This is a genomic window from Rhodococcus erythropolis R138 (assembly GCF_000696675.2).
Classification (GTDB): Bacteria; Actinomycetota; Actinomycetes; order Mycobacteriales; family Mycobacteriaceae; genus Rhodococcus_F; species Rhodococcus_F erythropolis.
This window is the reverse complement of record NZ_CP007255.1, coordinates 70,219-90,000: the sequence shown is the minus strand read 5'-3', so window position 1 is coordinate 90,000 and position 19,782 is coordinate 70,219. Positions and strand designations below refer to the sequence as shown.

The 19,782-nt window shown below is 61.3% G+C and carries 12 protein-coding genes and 2 rRNA genes (1 of these 14 only partly in view); 8 read left to right on the top strand and 6 right to left on the bottom strand.

Translation table 11 applies throughout. The features are described from left to right. A 23S ribosomal RNA gene (locus tag H351_RS00390) occupies nt 1–2,745 on the top strand; it begins 390 nt to the left of the window's first position. Between the two features lie 159 nt (nt 2,746–2,904). Continuing rightward, a 5S ribosomal RNA gene (gene rrf / locus H351_RS00385) occupies nt 2,905–3,021 on the top strand. A gap of 283 nt (nt 3,022–3,304) precedes the next feature. Here the strand turns inward: rrf and pdxR are convergent. Then, nucleotides 3,305–4,696 (bottom strand): MocR-like pyridoxine biosynthesis transcription factor PdxR, encoded by a 1,392-nt coding sequence (pdxR, locus tag H351_RS00380; protein ID WP_029254354.1) that lies wholly within the window; start codon nt 4,694–4,696, stop codon nt 3,305–3,307. Between the two features lie 49 nt (nt 4,697–4,745). Between pdxR and H351_RS00375 the strand changes: the two genes are divergently transcribed. From H351_RS00375 to H351_RS00360, 4 genes are all read left to right on the top strand, one after another. Beyond that, nucleotides 4,746–5,204 carry a carboxymuconolactone decarboxylase family protein gene (locus tag H351_RS00375; protein ID WP_019746665.1) on the top strand — a complete coding sequence of 153 codons (459 nt, stop codon included), beginning with the start codon at nt 4,746–4,748 and terminating at the stop codon, nt 5,202–5,204. 620 nt (nt 5,205–5,824) lie between these two features. Beyond that, on the top strand, nt 5,825–7,273 hold the full coding sequence (locus H351_RS00370) for a hypothetical protein (protein WP_223257866.1): 1,449 nt from the start codon (nt 5,825–5,827) through the stop codon (nt 7,271–7,273). 129 nt (nt 7,274–7,402) lie between these two features. Then, a complete protein-coding gene (locus tag H351_RS00365; protein ID WP_029254356.1) occupies nt 7,403–8,101 on the top strand; it encodes a class F sortase in 699 nt (232 codons plus the stop codon). 77 nt (nt 8,102–8,178) lie between these two features. Next, on the top strand, nt 8,179–8,976 hold the full coding sequence (locus tag H351_RS00360; protein WP_029254357.1) for an SDR family NAD(P)-dependent oxidoreductase: 798 nt from the start codon (nt 8,179–8,181) through the stop codon (nt 8,974–8,976). 14 nt (nt 8,977–8,990) lie between these two features. On the opposite strand, the gene H351_RS00355 is transcribed toward H351_RS00360, so the two are convergent. Continuing rightward, nucleotides 8,991–10,112 (bottom strand): GGDEF domain-containing protein, encoded by a 1,122-nt coding sequence (locus tag H351_RS00355; protein ID WP_019746669.1) that lies wholly within the window; start codon nt 10,110–10,112, stop codon nt 8,991–8,993. A 175-nt stretch (nt 10,113–10,287) separates the two neighbouring features. Here H351_RS00355 and H351_RS00350 point away from each other — a divergent pair, with 175 nt between their 5' ends. Together H351_RS00350 and H351_RS00345 are read left to right on the top strand one after the other, a co-directional pair. Then, nucleotides 10,288–10,932 (top strand): GntR family transcriptional regulator, encoded by a 645-nt coding sequence (locus H351_RS00350; protein ID WP_029254358.1) that lies wholly within the window; start codon nt 10,288–10,290, stop codon nt 10,930–10,932. Continuing rightward, nucleotides 10,932–12,206: an MFS transporter gene (locus tag H351_RS00345; protein ID WP_029254359.1), complete on the top strand. Its 1,275-nt coding sequence runs from the start codon at nt 10,932–10,934 to the stop codon at nt 12,204–12,206. Before H351_RS00350 ends, H351_RS00345 begins: the two co-directional genes overlap by 1 nt. A 49-nt stretch (nt 12,207–12,255) precedes the next feature. Here H351_RS00345 and H351_RS00340 read toward each other — a convergent pair whose 3' ends face one another. The 4 genes from H351_RS00340 to H351_RS00325 all read right to left on the bottom strand — a co-directional run bounded on the left by H351_RS00340 (nt 12,256) and on the right by H351_RS00325 (nt 19,709). Further along, nucleotides 12,256–13,827, bottom strand: a complete 1,572-nt coding sequence (locus tag H351_RS00340; RefSeq protein WP_020906004.1) for a flotillin family protein — start codon at nt 13,825–13,827, stop codon at nt 12,256–12,258. 11 nt (nt 13,828–13,838) lie between these two features. Next, entirely contained in the window at nt 13,839–14,354 is a 516-nt protein-coding gene (locus tag H351_RS00335; protein WP_020968283.1) for a hypothetical protein, read from the bottom strand. Between the two features lie 148 nt (nt 14,355–14,502). Next, complete coding sequence (locus H351_RS00330; protein WP_044480251.1) at nt 14,503–15,804, bottom strand: M1 family metallopeptidase; 1,302 nt, start codon at nt 15,802–15,804, stop codon at nt 14,503–14,505. Between the two features lie 11 nt (nt 15,805–15,815). Next, the gene (locus H351_RS00325; RefSeq protein ID WP_029254360.1) at nt 15,816–19,709 is read right to left on the bottom strand and encodes a Pls/PosA family non-ribosomal peptide synthetase; all 3,894 of its coding nucleotides are present in this window, start codon (nt 19,707–19,709) and stop codon (nt 15,816–15,818) included. Nucleotides 19,710–19,782 lie beyond the last annotated feature (73 nt).

Genomic DNA, 19,782 nt, shown 5'->3' with positions numbered 1-19,782 from the left:
GAACGGCCTGTCGTAGAGGGTGAGAATCCCGTACACGAAAACTTTGTGACTGTTGTAATGGAAACCCAAGTAGCACCGGGCCCGTGAAATCTGGTGTGAATCTGTCGGGACCACCCGATAAGCCTGAATACTCCCTGGTGACCGATAGCGGACTAGTACCGTGAGGGAAAGGTGAAAAGTACCCCGGGAGGGGAGTGAAATAGTACCTGAAACCGTGCGCTTACAATCCGTCAGAGCCTTCGAACAGTTTACTGTTGGGGGTGATGGCGTGCCTTTTGAAGAATGAGCCTGCGAGTTAGTGGCATGTCGCGAGGTTAACCCGTGTGGGGTAGCCGTAGCGAAAGCGAGTCCGAATAGGGCGATCGTAGTGGCATGCTCTAGACCCGAAGCGGAGTGATCTACCCATGGCCAGGTTGAAGCGACGGTAAGACGTCGTGGAGGACCGAACCCACTTAGGTTGAAAACTGAGGGGATGAGTTGTGGGTAGGGGTGAAAGGCCAATCAAACTCCGTGATAGCTGGTTCTCCCCGAAATGCATTTAGGTGCAGCGTCGCGTGTTTCTCACCGGAGGTAGAGCTACTGGATGGTCTAGGGGGCCCACAAGCTTACCGAAATCAGCCAAACTCCGAATGCCGGTGAGTGAGAGCGCGGCAGTGAGACTGCGGGCGATAAGGTTCGTAGTCGAGAGGGAAACAGCCCAGATCGCCAGCTAAGGTCCCTAAGCGTGTACTAAGTGGAAAAGGATGTGGGGTCGCGAAGACAACCAGGAGGTTGGCTTAGAAGCAGCCACCCTTGAAAGAGTGCGTAATAGCTCACTGGTCAAGTGATCCTGCGCCGACAATGTAGCGGGGCTCAAGTACACCACCGAAGCTGCGGCATTCACGCAATAGCCCCCAGTTGATCCAAGGATTTTCTGGCAGGTGTGTGGATGGGTAGGGGAGCGTCGTGTGGCCATGGAAGCGGCAGGGTGACCTAGCCGTGGAGGCCACACGAGTGAGAATGCAGGCATGAGTAGCGAAAGACGAGTGAGAAACTCGTCCGCCGAATGACCAAGGGTTCCTGGGCCAGGTTAATCCGCCCAGGGTGAGTCGGGACCTAAGACGAGGCCGACAGGCGTAGCCGATGGACAACGGGTTGATATTCCCGTACCCGTGTGAACGCGCCCATGGTGAATCAGTGATACTAACCATCCTGAAGCCACGAGAAGACCTTCGGGTCTCGAGTTGGTGGATGCATGGGACCTGATCTGGTAGTAGCCAAGCGATGGGGTGACGCAGGAAGGTAGCTGAGCCAGTCAGTGGTAATACTGGTGTAAGCGTGTAGGGCGTGACCTAGGCAAATCCGGGTCACACATAGCCTGAGACGTGATGCGTAGCCGATTGAGGCGAATTCAGTGATCCTATGCTGCCGAGAAAAGCCTCTAGCGAGCTTTCACACGGCCCGTACCCCAAACCGACACAGGTGGTCAGGTAGAGAATACTAAGGCGATCGAGATAACTATGGTTAAGGAACTCGGCAAAATGCCCCCGTAACTTCGGGAGAAGGGGGGCCCTGTCTGGTGACGACATTTACTGTCTGAGCTGGGTGGGGCCGCAGAGACCAGTGAGAAGCGACTGTTTACTAAAAACACAGGTCCGTGCGAAGTCGTAAGACGATGTATACGGACTGACGCCTGCCCGGTGCTGGAAGGTTAAGAGGACCGGTTAGTTCCTTCGGGAGCGAAGCTGAGAATTTAAGCCCCAGTAAACGGCGGTGGTAACTATAACCATCCTAAGGTAGCGAAATTCCTTGTCGGGTAAGTTCCGACCTGCACGAATGGCGTAACGACTTCTCAGCTGTCTCAACCGTAGACTCGGCGAAATTGCATTACGAGTAAAGATGCTCGTTACGCGCGGCAGGACGAAAAGACCCCGGGACCTTCACTACAGCTTGGTATTGGTGTTCGGTTCGGTTTGTGTAGGATAGGTGGGAGACTGTGAAACGGTGACGCCAGTTATCGTGGAGTCGTTGTTGAAATACCACTCTGATCGAATTGGACCTCTAACCTCGGACCATGATCTGGTTCAGGGACAGTGCCTGGTGGGTAGTTTAACTGGGGCGGTTGCCTCCCAAAATGTAACGGAGGCGCCCAAAGGTTCCCTCAGCCTGGTTGGCAATCAGGTGTCGAGTGCAAGTGCACAAGGGAGCTTGACTGTGAGACTGACAGGTCGAGCAGGGACGAAAGTCGGGACTAGTGATCCGGCACCGGCAAGTGGAAGCGGTGTCGCTCAACGGATAAAAGGTACCCCGGGGATAACAGGCTGATCTTCCCCAAGAGTCCATATCGACGGGATGGTTTGGCACCTCGATGTCGGCTCGTCGCATCCTGGGGCTGGAGTAGGTCCCAAGGGTTGGGCTGTTCGCCCATTAAAGCGGCACGCGAGCTGGGTTTAGAACGTCGTGAGACAGTTCGGTCTCTATCCGCCGCGCGCGTTAGAAACTTGAGGAAGGCTGTCCCTAGTACGAGAGGACCGGGACGGACGAACCTCTGGTGTGCCAGTTGTTCCGCCAGGAGCACCGCTGGTTAGCTACGTTCGGAAGGGATAACCGCTGAAAGCATCTAAGCGGGAAGCCTGTTCCAAGATGAGGTTTCTCACCCCCTCGAGGGGGTAAGGCCCCCGGCAGACCACCGGGTTGATAGGCCAGAACTGGAAGTGCAGTAATGCATGCAGGTGACTGGTACTAATAGGCCGAGGACTTACCACAAAGAAGCTACGCGTCCACTGTGCGGTATCTGAAACAACACACAGATACTGATGAGAAACTCTGTTTTCTCCGTCATCCATCCACCCGGTAACGGGTTCGGGTTGGTGCACGGTGAAACCAGGTGATCAGAAGTTGGTTACTGTGACAGTTTCATAGAGTTACGGCGGTCATAGCGAAGGGGAAACGCCCGGTCCCATTCCGAACCCGGAAGCTAAGCCCTTCAGCGCCGATGGTACTGCACTCGACAGGGTGTGGGAGAGTAGGACACCGCCGAACACAAATTAAGAGAAGCCCCCCAACCAGTACTGGTTGGGGGGCTTTCTCGTACCCAAAACACCCCCCAAAAAACCACCCCCCGGATCGAGCGAACGGTACGTCCGTCGCCTCAGATCGACCCAACGCCCCGTTCACACCATCAAGGGGCGGGAGCACGGCCGGCACACCACCCCGCATCGAGTGAACGACACTCTCACCCTCCTAGACGAGGGGAACGGTACGTTCACTCCATCAGGGCAGGGCAGGGCAGGGCAAGTGAGCGGATGGGCAGATCCGACAGGCGTTATCGCAGAGCCTCCTGCAGCACCTCGCAGAGCACATCCAGCGTCCTGGAGTACTGCGACTGCGTCGGCGTGCTGTAACCGACGACGATGCCGTCACCGCCGACTGACGATACGTCGGGATGTCGGAAGACGGACAACCCTTCGAGCCCGAGATCGCGCGCCTGCGCCGCCGCAAGAACAGATTGTTCGGTGCCGGAGGGAAGGCGGATCACAGCGTGAAGACCCGCGGAGATCCCCGCGACCCTGGCCCGGGGTACTTGCTGTGCAAGGGTCGCAACCAGTTGATCGCGTCGTCGTCGATAAGAGGTACGCATCTTTCGAATATGGCTGTCGAATCTTCCGGATTCAATGAAGTCTGCCAAGGTCAATTGATCCGTTGAACTTACCCAGCGTTCGTAGGGTCCCTTTGTTGCGAGGACGGGTTCGATCAGCCTGTCCGGCAACACCATCCATCCGATGCGAATGGCCGGCGACAGTGTCTTGCTGACAGTGCCCAGGTACGCAACGTGCTGCGGCGCGATTCCTTGGAGTGCGCCGACAGGCTTTCTGTCGTAACGGAATTCGCCGTCGTAGTCATCCTCGATGATGACGCCACCGGTAGTCGAGGCCCATTCGAGAGCGGTCGCGCGCCTCGCCGGCGTGAGGGGACCTCCGAGCGGGAACTGATGGGTCGGCGTCAGCAGAACACTCTCAGCAGACGTTGACGCCAATTCGTCTGTGCAAGTCCCTGATTCGTCGACCGAAATGGGAATTGTCAGCAGTCCTTCGTCGACGAGCAACTGTCGGTGCAGGTGAAGGCAGAAAGCATCGACCGCAATCGTTCCTCCGAGTGCACGGGCGAGGAGGGAGATCCCGTGACCCGAGCTGGCACTGATCACAATGCGGCTCGGATCGACGCGAACGCCTCTGGTGCGGCTCAGGTATGTGGTGAGGGCATTTCGGAGTTCGACTCGGCCTCTGGGATCAGTGGTCGCGAAAGCGTCGGTCGGCGCGGTGGTCAAAGCACGTCTGGCGGACGAAATCCATGCAGTGCGGGGAAACGCCGACGCGTCCGGCGATCCGGGGAGAAGGCTGTAGGTCAAGCGCCGTCGGGTCGGCGATGGATCGACCTCGCGACTGTGTGTGCTGGCGAGCGTGGCGACTACGGTCCCGGAACCCGGCCGTGTGACAAGCCAACCAGCGGCGGCGAGCTCGGCGTAGCAGTCCGCAACGGTGTTTCGGGCAACTCCGAGATCGAGTGCGAGGGTGCGGGAAGGTGGGAGTCTGGTGCCGGGCTTCAACAGTCCACTGTCGATCGCGTCGCGAAGCGTCTGAAGCAGCGCAGCGCGAACCCCGATTCCCTGTGGCAGCTCGATATGCAGATCGAACCCAAGATTGGCCCATGAATTCATCACCGGATTGAACCATGTTTCGGGGTCTTTCCGGGATTACGGTTTGAGTATGACTACAGCAACAGGACAACGACTGGATATCGCAAAACTGGCGCCCGAGGTCTACAAGGCGATGATTGCGTTGGATGCCGCTGCGCGCAAGGGGCTGGAGCCGACGCTCGTCGAGCTGGTCCTCACGCGTGCGTCGCAGCTGAATCATTGCGCATGGTGCTTGGACATGCACACTCGCGACGCCCGAAAGGTCGGCGTGACGGAGCAGAAGCTCTACCTACTGAACGCGTGGGAAGAAGCGCGAGGGATGTACTCCGATCGCGAACGTGCCGCACTCGCCTTGACCGAGGCCGTGACAGTCCTTACCGACGGTTTCGTTCCGGACGAGGTGTACAACGAGGCTGCCGGCGAATTCTCGGACGAGGAACTGGCCCAGCTCATCAGCGTCATCTTCACGATCAATGCGTGGAATCGCATTGCGGTTACCACAAGGAAGGCGCCTCCGGTCCGAGACTGATCCGAGGCTCGTCCTCCGCTCTCTATCGGGTGCAGATTGCCGCCGTCGAAGATCTGGGTAATCGACACAAAGAGGACCAAAAGATTGGTTCAGAGTGTGAATAAAACCAACAGATTCTCTAAATGTGAGGTAAATCACATTTAGTGAATCGGTGGATTGTTCCGAGTATCTGCAAGTTGTCTGAATCCAGACAAAGCAGTCTCGGTTGGAAGTTCCGGTGAAGGGGTCCGCATTGCGGGCCCCTTCTTTTGTGTGCGCGCTGAAAACGCCCCTTCCTGTGAGTTTCCCCAGAATGTCCGAGTTACCGACCGGCTAGCGTCGGAGGAATGCCGGGAACGCCCCGGTTACGTGAGCCGATTTTAAGTTGATCGCGATAGTTGTGCGGTTGGACAAAGGTGCAGTCATCTTGTTGGCTAACTCGTCGTCCGGAGGTTCAAGCTGCGTACGGGGGCTCGACGATCGGGTGGACTTTCTTGAAACATGCACTACATTGCCATCTAGTAACTGGTTGGTTGCCAAAAGCGATCAGCCGATCCTCTCGGAAGTGAGCGCTGGGTGGCGTGGCCTTGGGAATCCAAGCAACCTTCCCGCTACCGAAATGTCTTGAAAGGGAAGCTTTGATGACTGTGTCTGGTTCACGGCGTAGGCCGCTTGTTCTCCGGCTCTCGCTAACTGCAGCTATTGCCGTAACGGTGGCCGGTAGTAGCGTTGCTTTTGCTTCACCAGCTGTGTCCGCGCCGATGCCGGTGCGAACCGCGGCTGCTCCGGCGTTCACCGCCGGGTTGTGTGAGGGCACCGAGTACACGCCCTCAGAGCAGATGCTCGACATCTCCGGCATTCGGCTGGATCACTTCAACGACGGCAACATCGTGCCGATGTACGGCACCACCGATCGGGGTACATCGGCCGCGGTGGATGCTCCGGTCTGCGGTGTCCGCGACGTCGACGGAATTGCGAAGTCGGAATGGATGTACTGCACGGACTTCGATCTCGATCCATGTGCCGGCGTCGACGAAAACGGTTTGCCCGTGGACAAGCACAACGACGAGATGGGTGCGACGGTTCCGTCATCGGGCAATCCCGATCTGTCAGCCGACGATCTCGCTGTCATCAGTTGGTTGCTGCAGAATCCCGCCAAGCTCGACGGCGTCGTTTCGGGAAATGGCAGTGAGGATGCACGTTCGGCGCGGCAGACGCTGGTGTGGTGCGTTTCGGACTACGACAATCCGCTGATGGCCGATTTCAAAAGCCTGTGCGACAGGAACATCGGCGACGACGAGCGAGCTCGCATCGTCGAGATCATGAACGTCACGCAGACGCTCGACCTCGTTCGCAAGACGCCCGCGACGGGAACTTTGAAGGCAGGCGAGACTGCCGTATTCACCCTGAACACGAATATGTACCGGAAGCCGATCAATGTTCAGTCCTCGGCGGGCACCGAACTCACCGTCTGTGGCGACAACGCCAAGGCAACGTTGAGTGCAAACCAATTGACGGTCGACGGCCGCGGCGACGCACCGACTGCCGTGGATCTATGCCTCACCGCTGCGGACGGCGGTGACTACTCCGTGACCGCAAGCGTCATTCCGGATTCGGTCGAGAACCTGCACTGGAACACGGCAGGCGCACAGTGCCAGGTCTTCGCGTCGTTCGACACCGTTCGGCCGGCGTTGATGAATGCGTCTGCCAGCGTCGGATATGCAGCAGCGCCCACGACGACACCCGCAACGACGACACCGGCAACAACGACACCGGCAACCACGACGCCTGCAACTCCGGTCGTTCCGATTGTGCCCATCGTGCCGATTGTTCCGATCGTGCCCATCGTTCCGATTGTGCCGGTCGTGCCCGTAGTTCCGGGTGCGCCTGTTCCGTCGCAGCCGGTTGCAACTCCCGCTGCTCCGGCGCCGTCGGCTCCGAAGCAGGCCACCGGACCTCGCCCGGTTGCCATCGACGGTGGTGCCGCTGAACAGAATTCAGGCCGCAACGTCGCCGTCGCAGTGACGGGCCTCGGGCTTGTCGGTATGGCTGCTGCCGGAGCAGTTGCTCTCCGCCGCAAGCGTTCCTGACGCCAGGCAGATGTAGTAGACGTCGGCACCGGTCACGATTCGTGTGATCGGTGCCGACACAGATCAGACGCAGGGGGCGTCAATTCGCAAGAGGCGCCGGGGGTGCCTCATCCCGCAGGAGACAGTTCGATGACCATGTACGAGTCGGATCCCAATCCATCCAATCCATACGACGATCCCAACCACGATCAGCCCGCGAACATCGGCAAGGGGCGTCGAGTCGCGTTCATCCTGGCCCTCGTCGCGGTGCTTGTCGCCGGTGCTTCCATGGCTTTCGTCGGCCTGCGATCCTCCGATGACGATGCTGCGATCCCGCCGAGTCCGCGAGTTGTCATGTCGCACTCTGCGAATCCGGCAGCGCCTTCGGATGAGTTGATGACTCCCAACACCCTTTCGCTCGACCCGGTCGGTGTTCAGGCGCCGATCGTGGACGCCACCGTGCCGGAAGGAGTTCTCACTCCGCCGGAGAACGTCAAGAACGTCGGAATCTGGCTCGACGGCGCCTCGCTCAACTCGGTCACCGGCACGACTTTGATTGCCGGACATGTCAATTTGACCGGCCAGGGTAACGGTGCGTTGTTCGACCTGGGCACGATCGAACCGGGTGAAGTGATCCGCACCTCCGACGCGACGGGCAAGAGCACGTCGTGGAAGGTGACTGCGGTGACGACACGCCCGAAGGCCGATGGCGTGGAGGAAAGCGTGCTGGCCGGCCCGGAGGGCCCTCGCAAGTTGGCAGTCGTAACCTGCGGCGGCGAACTGCAATTCGAGGACGGTGTGGGTAACTACGCCGACAACGTCTACCTGTACGCGGACCTGATGGTCTGAGATGCAGGAATAATCCCGTCGGTCCCCGATCCCTCTTCGTAGAGATCGGGGATCGCCTGTTGGATAGTGTCGCAGGTATGGATCTTCACCTGTCTGGAAAGCGTGCGATCGTTGCCGGTGGTAGCAAGGGGATCGGTCTGGCAATCGCCAGAGGTCTGGCTGCTGAAGGGGTCGACATCGCGATACTCGCGCGCACTGAGCAAACCGTCGTAAGCGTTGCACGAGATTTGGTTTCGGAGTTCGGAATTCGTGCGATCGGAGTCGTGACGGATACGCGAGACGACGACGCGATTCAGGCGTCGGTGCGGCAAGTAGTAAAGGAGTTCGGCGGCGTCGACATTCTGGTCAACTCCGCAGCGACTCCATTCAGCGCCGGAAAGCCGACGGATTTCGAGGCGACCACAGACGACGTCGTGCGCGACGAAGTCGAAGTGAAAGTGCTCGGCTACCTGCGGACTGCGCGTGCTGTAGCGCCGTATCTGATCGATCAGGGTTGGGGTCGGATCATCAACATCAGCGGTTTGGGTGCCAGACAGGCAACCTCGATCGCCCACACGATCCGCAACGTCAGTGTGTCTGCGCTGACCAAGAATCTTGCAGACGAGCTGGGCCCCAAGGGAATCAACGTCACCGTCGTCCATCCGGGCGTGACGCGGACCGAGAGGTTGACCGCGCGGATTGCGCGCGAGTCGGAAGAATCCGGCCGCTCGCAGGCGGAGGTGGAGCGGGGTATCGCGACGAATTCGATACACCGGATCATCGACGCCGAAGAGGTGGCTGATGTCGTGACCTTCCTGGCATCGCCGCGAAGCATCGCGATCACCGGTGACGCGGTGGCAGCGGGTGGAGGAGTGCCGGGGCCGGTCTATTACTGAGAACTCACGTACTGCTACCTGCTCGCGGTGGTGACGATCGTGTGAACGCGTCCGCCGCCGAGTCTCTTACTTTCGTACATCGCCGAATCGGCGACTTTCTGCATGTCGGTGAACGCTGTTGCACGCTCTTCTCCGGCGACGAATTTGTGGGTACGCACGGCGATTCCGATGCTCGATGTCGACGGTATCTCGTCGGTATTCGAGTGCATTGCCGGTCCGATCGAGTCGAGCATCGGGCCGATGGCCGGCACGGAAAGTCTTTGAGCGAGGATGAATTCGTCGCCGCCGACCCGTGCGACAACAGCATCGGCATGTGCCCAGGCGGACAACCGCTGTGAAACCCGGAGAATTATGCGGTCGCCCACGTCGTGACCGTGTACGTCATTGATCGTCTTGAACCGGTCGATGTCGATCGCGATCACGAGTAGTGCCGCCGATTCCTGACGCTGGAACTCCGCGAGTACCTTCTCGACGTGGCGGTCGAGGCCACGACGGTTCAGGAGCCCGGTGAGGGGATCGAGGTCGGAGCTGGACGCGTCCATGCTGAGCATCGTCAGCACGATCTGCGAGATGAACGCACAAACCACGAGTGCGGTGACGACAACCAGCACTTTCGAAACTCCGAGCGCAGGATCTCGCTCCGGCCCGAAGAGGATCGGCTGCGCAGCCACCACGATCATCACAACCGAGAAGGTCAGGTGTGCGATCTGCAACTTCGGATTGTGAAAATAGGCGATGTAGATACCGATCAGCGCGTAGATGACACAGGTCAGTAATCGCGCAAGCTGCGAGGAATCTCCAAGTACGGAAATCGTGACTGCGATGTCGCAGAAGACTACGAAACCGAACGAGCGGCGCTTTGTCGGGCCGAAGACCCACCATGAGACTCCGACCATGAAGCACGAGATCACGACAACAGTGTTGAAGAACAGCGCAATCGTGCTTGTCGGACCGGCCGGACTGAATCTGTTGAGTAGTGCGCACACGCCCAGTCCGATGACAATGATGCCAAGTAATAGCCGGGTGGCGGTCGTGAGGCCGTTGTCGCGGAGATAGCGAGTGAATCGGTCGTATTGATCGGGGAGGGCCAGCCACTCGCGGGTCAGGGTCCTCATGGACTTCATCTGCGACGTCATGAGTGCATCAGTCTGCGATGGCGGGAGCGTGCGCCGTTCATCGTGAACTGACTCCTCTTCTGTCTGGCACCTTGCAATGCTAGCTGGATCGATGCCGTGTTGGACCGAGATGTTCGGATCGGCGACCCGAATGTCTGGGTTCCGCCAGCGTGGAGTATAAATACATCTTGTGTCTATGTTGTATTCCGCTTCGGAAACCGTCTTCCGCGAAGTCAAGGAGCTGATCCTTTCCGGCGAACTCGCCGGCGGGGAGCTGATCAGCGAGGGTGACATCGCCGCTCGGACCAATGTGAGCCGAACGCCGGTGCGTGAGGCGTTTCTGCGTCTCGAGTCGGAAGGTTGGATGCGCCTCTACCCGAAGAAGGGGGCGCTGATCGTCCCGGTCGCGGATGGGGAAGCGGAACACGTAGTCAGTGCCAGACAACTCGTCGAGACTCAGAGCGTTCGAGTGGTGTCGGTCCGACCGCACGCACGTGAAGCGCTGGTCGCAGCGTTGCGCGCGAATCTGATCGAGCAACGTGAGATTGCTGATCGCGGGGACGTTGCCGCGTTCAGCGCGATCGATGCCGACTTTCACAAGATGATCGTTGCCGCCGGTGGGAACCCTTTGCTCGACTCGTTCTACGCGAGTCTGCGCGACAGGCAACGACGGATGACAGCGCGGTCGATCTCACGCGACCCCGGCCAACTATCTCGCATCCTTGCCGACCACACCGCGCTTACCGACCTCGTAGAAACAGGCGATGCAGACGGATACAACACTGCCGTCCTCACACACATGCGCCAGGTGCACGGCCTCGGCTTCGAAGGAACTCTGTGATGAGCACCCAAACGATAGACGCTGGGACCGCAGCCGAACGTCGTCCAGGCAGTGAACGTGGCACCGGCGGAAAATGGCTGTGGCTGACCGTTGCCGCCAGCATGTTCGCCGCGGCCTGGGGCGGCAACGAATTCACGCCACTGCTGGTGATGTACCGACTCGATCACGGCTATTCGCCGGTGATGGTCGACTTCTTCCTCTTCGCCTACGTCGTCGGAATTGTGCCGGCCCTGCTGCTCGGCGGCCCGCTGTCCGATCGATTGGGTCGACGCCCGATCATGCTCCCCGCGCCGATAATCGCGATCGCCGGTTCGACGCTGCTCGCTTTCGGGGCCGACTCCGCTGCCGCTCTCATTCTGGGAAGAATCCTCTGCGGCATCGCCTTGGGGATCGGTATGGCCGTCGGCGGCTCCTGGGTCAAGGAGTTGTCCACGCAACCTTGGGATTCGACGGCGTCGGAAGGCGCGGGTGCCAGGCGAGCAGCGATGAGTCTGACTGCCGGCTTCGCCTTGGGAGCGGGTGCCGCGGGAATCTTGGCGCAGTGGGCGCCCCTGCCGAGTGTGTTGGCGTACGTGTTGCACATCGCGATCACCGTCCTCGCGGCCATGGCGCTGTGGCGTGCTCCCGAAACACGACCGGCACAGGCGAAATCCGACCGACGCAGATTGATCGACGACCTCAAGATCCCCTCGGCAGGGCATCGTAGATTCCTCTACGTCGTTGTTCCGTTGGCGCCGTGGGTGTTCGGTGCTGCCAGTGTCGCGTATGCAGTTATTCCGGCGCTCATGACCGGGCACAGTGGCGATGCGCCCGTGGCCTTTTCGGCTCTACTGTGCATGGTCGCGCTGACATGCGGCTTCGCGATTCAGTCGTTGGGGCGCAAGATCGATACCGACCGCAGCGCGCGCGGCGCCGTTGTGGCTCTGGTGTTTCTGGTGGTTGGTATGGCCGGCGCTGCTCTGGTTGCGTCGACGCTGACCGTGGCGATCGCGATCGTGGCTGCAGCGATCCTCGGTTGCGGGTACGGCATGGCATTGGTTTCCGGGTTGCTGGAGATCCAGCGAATCGCGGGGCCGGACGATCTGGCAGGACTGACCGCGGTGTTCTACTCGATCACCTACATCGGTTTTGCTGTGCCTGCGTTGCTGGCGATGCTGTCGGAAAGCATTCCGGCGCTGAGCTACACGGTGACTCTTCTGTTCGGATCAGCCGCCGCCGCTGCCTGCTTGATTCTGATTCTCTTCAAGTCGCGTTCACATCTTCCGAGCGCGTGATGCCGTCCGATCCGCCGACCCCTGCGAGAGTCGGCGGACCGGGGCGAAATCACGCGTCTACAGTTGCGGAACCGTTTTCCGAATTGTGGACCGAATTGTGTACCGAACCAACCGGAACCGATGCGGTCTTGTTCAGGCCGTTGAGCAATCCGGTGATATCGACGCCTGAGCTTTCGAGAGTTTCGATGACGCCGGCGATCACCTGGGGGCTGATGCCCAGGATCGAGCCGATCGAACCCTGGGCCCCGTCACTGCCGCCGACGATGGAGATGCGGTCGATGTCGCCGACCGGCTTCGCCGCCGCTGCGGTGGCGTCGACCAATGCTGCCAGAACATCAGGCAGAGTGAGCAACTGCGCGGCCTGCGGGGTGTAGGAATTGAGCGCCTCGGCGATCTGACGCTTACCGGCAGCTTCGGCTTCGAGCTTGGCGCGCAAACCATCCGCCTCGGCTTGTTGCTCGGCACGGACGGCGTCGGCCGCTACCTTGCGGCCGTCGGCTTCGGCTTCCAGACGTGCTCGAAGGCCGTCGGCATCAGCCTGCTGCTCAGAGCGAACAGCGTCGGCGACGAGCTTTCGTGCATCGGCCTGAGCGCCGCCGGCCTGCCTTGCTGACTCGGCCTGTGCCTGGGCGCGGAGGATCGCGGCCTGTCGCTCACCCTCTGCGCGTGCGATGGAGGCTTGGCGTTCGGCCTCGGCCGGTGCAATGACATCTGCCTGCAATGCCGCTTCCGATTGCTGGGCGCGACGACGCTCGACCTCGGTGCGAGCTTCGACGCGGGCCGCCTCGGCCTGCTCACGTGCGATGCCGACGGCCTTCTCGGCTGTTGCCTGCGCGAGGGGCCCGGCCTGGTCGGCCTCGGCGTTCTCGGCTTCGGTCTGTGCTCGCAGGCGAGCGAGTTCGACGTCGCGTTTCTGATTTGCACTCGCGATCGCGGTGTCGGCTTCGGCCTGCGCGACGGAACCTGCCTGTCGCGCCTTTGCCGACTGGATCTGCGAATCACGCTCTGCTTCAGCAGTTCCGATCGCGGCATCACGTTTGACCTCGGCGATGCGGCGCTGACCGAGCGATTCGAGATAGCCGTTGAAGTCGGAGATTCCCGCGATCTTGATGACATCGACTTCCATGCCGATGCGGGCGAGGTCGCCGCCTGCCTCCTCGACCACACTGCGCGCAAGCGAATCGCGGTTGGAGTTCAGATCCTCGACCGTCATGGTCGCGGTGATTCCGCGCAGACTGCCCGCGAGGATTTCGTTGATCTGCTGCTGGAGTTCGTCCAGGTCGGAAGTCAGGAATCGTTGCACCGCTGTCTGAACCGCTTCGTCGGCGGAACCGATTCGCACCAGGCCGACTGCCTCGACGTTGACCGGAACACCGTCGTTGGAGAGCGCATTCTTGAGATTGATGCTGACGTTGAACGGCTCGAGCGACATGATGTCGACGCGTTCGATTCCGGGAATCTTGAACCGGGCACCGCCGCGGACGACCTTCGGCTTGCCTCGTCCGGTGAAGACCGCCACTTCGTTCGGCGGGACCTTGACGTAGTTCTTCACGTAGATCGCGGGGAGAACGATGAAGATGATTACTGCGACTACAACCGCAATGATGATGATTGGCAGCATGTATCGAGTCCTTAGATCGCGTCGTCAACCGTGACGACGTGAAGGTATTGATCGTCTACATCGGCGATGTAGACGGTGGTGCCGGTGGTGAGCGCCATCGGCTGTGCACTGACGGCCTTGGCCTGGACGCGATTGCCTTCGGCGTCGACGAACGAGACTTCTCCCCAACCTTCGGCTGCGATGGTGAGGGTGACCGTGCCCAACAATCCGTGGTATGAAGCGCGCCCGATGTGCGAATTATCTTGTTGCTTAAGGAGATAGGGGAGAAGAAGGCCGCGCGTGACGACAACGAGAACGGCGGCGAGTGCGAGTGCTGCAATCACCGCTACCAGCCTCGGAGCGTCCGCGAGAGTGGCAGCTACGCCGCCGGCGCCGAAGCCGAAAAGTGCTGTGGCCAAAGTTGTCAGGCTCAGAAATGGCAGCCCGTCTGCGTGGCCGCCGCCCAGATCTGCAACCTCGCCGACGGCAAAGGCTCCGATCAGGGCGACAACCCCGATCACGAAACATATTGTGAATACAACAAACATCGATCCCCCGATCTACCTGTCGAGGAAACGTGCCCTGAGAATTGTGTTGTCGGGGTCGTCCCTCGGCCCACCTCTATAGTAAAGGTAAGACAAAGCTAATCGGCGCATTCGGAATGTTTCGGCGTGGTGCTACGGCTGGGGGAAAGCGTCAAAGCCGAGGTAGCGGGCGTTGATTCAGCCAAGCATCCCAGAGAGGGCGCAGTGGGGTGTCGGTGAAACGTGAAGCGAGATCGGTGAATTGCTCGGTGCTGACCGTGCTGTGCCGATGCTTCGTGGTCCACTGGCGGATCAGTTCGAAGAATTTCTCGTCTCCGAGAACGCCGCGCAGGGCGTGCAGAGTCAACGCGCCCCGCTTGTAGATTCGATCGTCGAACATCAGGGCGGGCCCGGGATTGGCGACGATCAAGTCCTGAGATTTACGCCCGAGCCCTTGATAGGCGTTGGTCGCGAGTTGGTTCGAGGATGGGCCACCGGAATTCTCGGACCAGATCCACTCCGCGTAACAGGCAAAGCCTTCGTGTAGCCAGATGTCGCACCACTGCCCGAGAGTGAGGCTGTTGCCGAACCATTGATGGGCAAGCTCGTGTGCGACAAGACGTTCGGAACCGCGCCTACCCGTGCAGTGGTTGGCTCCGAAGATCGAGAGTCCCTGCGCTTCGATGGGGATTTCGAGTTCGTCGTCGGTGACCACAGCGGTGTAGTCGGCAAAGGGATACGGGCCGAACAGCTTTCCGAAGACCTCCAGCATCTGGGGTTGGCGCCCGAAGTCGACGTCGAACGCTGCGCGCAGCCGAGGTGGGTGAACGGCGAAGACCGGTACCGGCCCGGCGCTCACCTGTCGGTGCTCGTATTGACCGATCTGAATCGTCGCCAGGTAGGTTGCCATCGGTTCGGTCTGCTCGTAGACCCACGTCGTCTGACTCGCACGGGTCTGCTTGCGGATCAGCTTGCCGTTGGCGAGGGCATAGAACGGGGAATCGGTGGTGATCGAGATGCGGTACGACGCTTTGGAAATCGGATGGTCGTCGCACGGGAACCAGGACGCCGCGCCGTTGGGCTGACTTGCGACCAAAGTTCCTTCGTCGAGTTCCTCCCAGCCGACTTCGCCCCACAGGCTCTTGATCGGCTCGGGGTTGCCGCTGTACGCGATGGTGACCGACAGGGCACCGCCCGCGGGGATCTTGGTAGACGGCGTGAGGATCAGCTTGTTGTTCAAGTGCGCGTACTTGGTGCCGCGGGCACCGTTGACGGACACCTTGGACACCTGCAGGTTCTGCGCGAGGTCGAAGCTGAACTTGGATCGGCTCTCGGTGGTGACAGCGGTGATGACTGCCTTGCCGGCGAGACGGTTACTGAAGACCTTGTACGTCAGTTCCAGTTCGTACCGAGACACGCGGTAACCGCGGTTGCCGTTGTGTGGCAGGTACGGATCGAGCGGCTCTTCGAGCATTCTGTTCGGCTTCACGACGCCACCCACGGTGCAATCGGATTGCCCTGCCAGCGGGTGGAGGGCGGAACGGTGTCACCTCGCATCACCAGAGATGCAGGCCCTACCGTCGCTCCCGCGCCGATGCCGGCTGCGGGTAGCGCGACACAATGCGGTCCCAGCGTTGCTCCTGCTCCCAAGGTGACGGTGTCCATGGACATGATCCGATCATGGAAGAGATGAGTTTGCACGACGCACCCCCGTTCCACTGTCGCTCCGTCGCCCAAAGTCACAAGATCTGCCTCGGGTAGCCAGTACGACTCACACCAAACGCCCTTGCCGATCTTGGCCCCGAGCCCACGCAAGAAGATGTTGAGTACGGCAGTACCAGTCGCCGCGCGAGCGAACCACGGCGCCGCGACGGTTTCGACGAACGCATCGGCTACCTCGTTGCGCCAGACGAACGAACTCCACAGCGGATGCTCGACCTTGGCGATGCGTCCGACGACGACCCACTTGGCGGCGATGGTGATCGCGCCAGCCACTGCTCCGGCGACGAGCAGAATTACGCCGCTCAACAGAGCCGCGAACCAGAATCCGACGGCGCCGACCAGTGCTTCGAGTGCAAACAGAACACCGAGACCGATGCCGAACGTGACCATCACGGGGATCAGTCGGCAGGTTTCGACCACTCCGCGGGCGATCTTGAGGCGCATCGGCGGATTGAACGTGCGGGCGGCGTCGGTGTCCCCGGCAGCCCTTCTCAGACGTACCGGTGGACTACCCAGCCACGATGATCCGGACTTGGCCTTGGACGGGGTGGCCGACAGAACCGCCACGAGACCGTTCTTGGGGACGCGTCGACCGGGTGCGGTCATACCGGAGTTGCCGAGGAACGCACGCTTGCCGATCTTCGCCTGTTCGATGTGCATCCAGCCGCCGCCGAGGCCGTAGCTCGCAACCATGGTGTCGTCGGCGAGGAATGCGCCGTCGGCGACCGTCGTGAACTTGGGAAGGAGGAGCACGGTGGATGCTTCGACGTTCTTGCCGATCTTGGCTCCGAGGAGGCGGAGCCATCCCGGCGTCAGCAGGCTCGCGTAGAGCGGGAAGAGGAAGGTTCTGGCCGAGTCGAGCAGGCGTTCGGTCGCCCACACCTGCCAGCCGATGCGGCTGCGGACAGGGTGGTAGCCGGGGGTCAGCCCGATCGAGAGAAGACGAACGGCCACCAGTGTGACGACTGCGAAGACGAGCAAACTCAGGATGGTCGCGACGGGAAGCATGATCAGCGATTGGAGCACTGCACTCGCGAGCGTGTCGGTGTCGCGGATCCACCAACCGATCAAGGCGATTCCGGCCATCAGAGCGAAGATCGGCATACCGGCCAGGAAGACCGAGGTGACGCCGTATACCGGCACCCAGCCGGGTGCGCGCTTCGGATGTTCGGCCGGCCAAGGATGATTCGCTTTCCCGACCTTGGTGGCGGGGGATCCGGCCCACTGCTGGTTTGCCTTCACTCGGCCGAACACCGCAGATCCGGGTTCGACGACGGCGTCCCGACCGATACGCGCGCCGGGCAGAAGCGTCGAGCGTGAACCGACGGAGGCGCCGTCGCCGATCTTGATCTCACCGATGTGAATGACGTCGCCGTCGATCCAGTGGCCCGAGAGGTCGACTTCGGGTTCGACGGAGCAGCCGTCACCGAGTTCGAGCATGCCGGTGATGGGAGGAAGTGTGTGGAGATCGACGCCGCTGCCGATGTCGGCGCCGAGGGCGCGGGCGTAATAGAGCATCCACGGTGCGCCCGAAAGGTTGGCTGCGCCACTGGCTTCGGTGAGTCGCAGCGCTATCCACAGACGCAGGTGTTCACTACCACCTCGTGGGTACGTTCCTGGTTCCAACTTGCGTAGGAGCAGGCGCGCCCCGACGACGGCGATGGTCATACGGCCGATCGGCGTGATGAACACGATGAACGCCAACAGGATCCACCACCACGAGACCGTGGGCGCCCAGCTGACGTCGACGAACCACCCGAGGACGTTGTTCGCGATCGCCAGCCACGTCACCCACTGCAGTCCGGTGAGCGTCGTGAGTGGAACGGTGACGGCGATTTGCGCCAGCTGAGTTTTCAAGGGTGTTGGAGCGACGATGCGCGGCTCCACAGTTTCGGTGGGTGCCAATTCGTCGAGATATTCGGCGAGCGATCCCAACCGTGGATGGTCGTAGAGCTGTGCGACGGTCACTTCGGGGAACCGCTCGCGCAGGGCGGTCACCAACTGAGCAGCAGAGAGGGATCCGCCGCCCACTTCGAAGAAGTCGTCGTCGAGTCCGGTGATCTGGGCTCCCAGGATCGATCCCCACAGACCGGCAACCCAGGCGGCGGTGCCGTCGAGGCCCAACGCGGCCCCGGCATCTTCACCGGCGCCGGGCAACGGCCACGGCAGCGCATTGCGGTCGACCTTGCCTGACGTACGCGTCGGAAGTTCGTCCATCAACGCCAGACGCGGCACGAGGGCTGCTGGTAGCTGCTCGCTGAGCAGTGCATGAGCGGCCTTGAGATCGAAGTCGGGATCCGTGCTGGCGATGTATCCGACGAGGAGTTGATTGCCGGCTGCAGTCTTCTTCACGGCTGCGGCAGCGCCGCTCACGCCCGGCAGGTTCTGCAAGGCGTTGTCGACCTCACCGAGTTCGATGCGCCTGCCGCCGAGCTTGACCTGATCGTCCGCGCGGCCCTGGAACATCAGGCCGGTGGGCTCGAGCCGGACCAGGTCGCCGCTTCGGTAGGCGCGTTCCCACCCGAGCGAGGGCATCGACGCGTACTTCTCGGCGTCCTTCGCGGGGTCGAGGTAACGGGCGAGGCCGACGCCGCCGATCACCAGCTCGCCCACCTCGCCGACCGCGACGGGATTGCTCTGGGCGTCGACGACGGCAAGGTCCCAGCCGTCGAGGGGGAGGCCGATGCTGACGGGGCTCTTGCCGTCCATCAGTGCGCCGCAGGCGACGACGGTTGCCTCGGTGGGGCCGTAAGTGTTCCAGACCTCGCGGCCCTCGACGGCCAGGCGTTCGGCCAGTTCGGGTGGGCAGGCTTCGCCGCCGAAGATCAGGAGTCGAACGGCTTCGAGGGCCTCGGCCGGCCACAGAGACGCAAGCGTCGGCACAGTGGAGACGATGCTGACGTCACGCGAGACCAGCCACGGGCCGAGGTCCATGCCGCTGCGGACCAGCGAACGAGGAGCCGGGACGAGGCAGGCGCCGTGGCGCCACGCGAGCCACATCTCCTCGCAGGACGCGTCGAATGCCACGGAGAGTCCCGCGAGGACGCGGTCACCAGGCCCGATGGGCTCGTCCTGGAGGAACATGCGCGCCTCGGCGTCGACGAAGGCTGCGGCATTGAGGTGAGTGACCGCGACGCCCTTGGGGGTGCCCGTGGATCCTGAGGTGAAGATGATCCAGGCGTCGTCCTCGGGTTCGGGTTCGCGAACCGGTGGATGTTCGAGCCGCTTCGGCGCCGTCCCCGGCTGGATTCCGTCGCCGGTGATGATCGCCGCTACCTGCGCCTCGCCGAACACCAACTCGGCGCGCTCTTCCGGATCGTCGGCGTCGACGGGAACGTAGGCGGCGCCCGCCGCGAGGATCGACAGGATCGCCACGTACAGCGAACGCGAACCTGACGGCATCCTGATTCCGACGCGGTCACCTGCGCCGACGCCGGCATCACCGAGCCAGCGCGCACCGAGCGCGATCTCGTCGAGCAACTCCGAGTACGACAGTGTGGTGTCGCCGTCATCGATGGCAGGTGCTTCCGGGTTGGCCTCGGCTGAGGCTCGCACGATGTCGATGAGCGTGCGCGGCGCAGGTGCATGCGCCGACCGTAGGAATACGGACGGAATCCCGAAAGATTGTTCCGTCTCCGACTGCGACTGGAGTGGCAAACCCGTTGGTCCTGTTCTACTCACGAAACTTAGAGTCCTGCGAACTGTTGAGTTGAAAGTCTCATGACAAGTT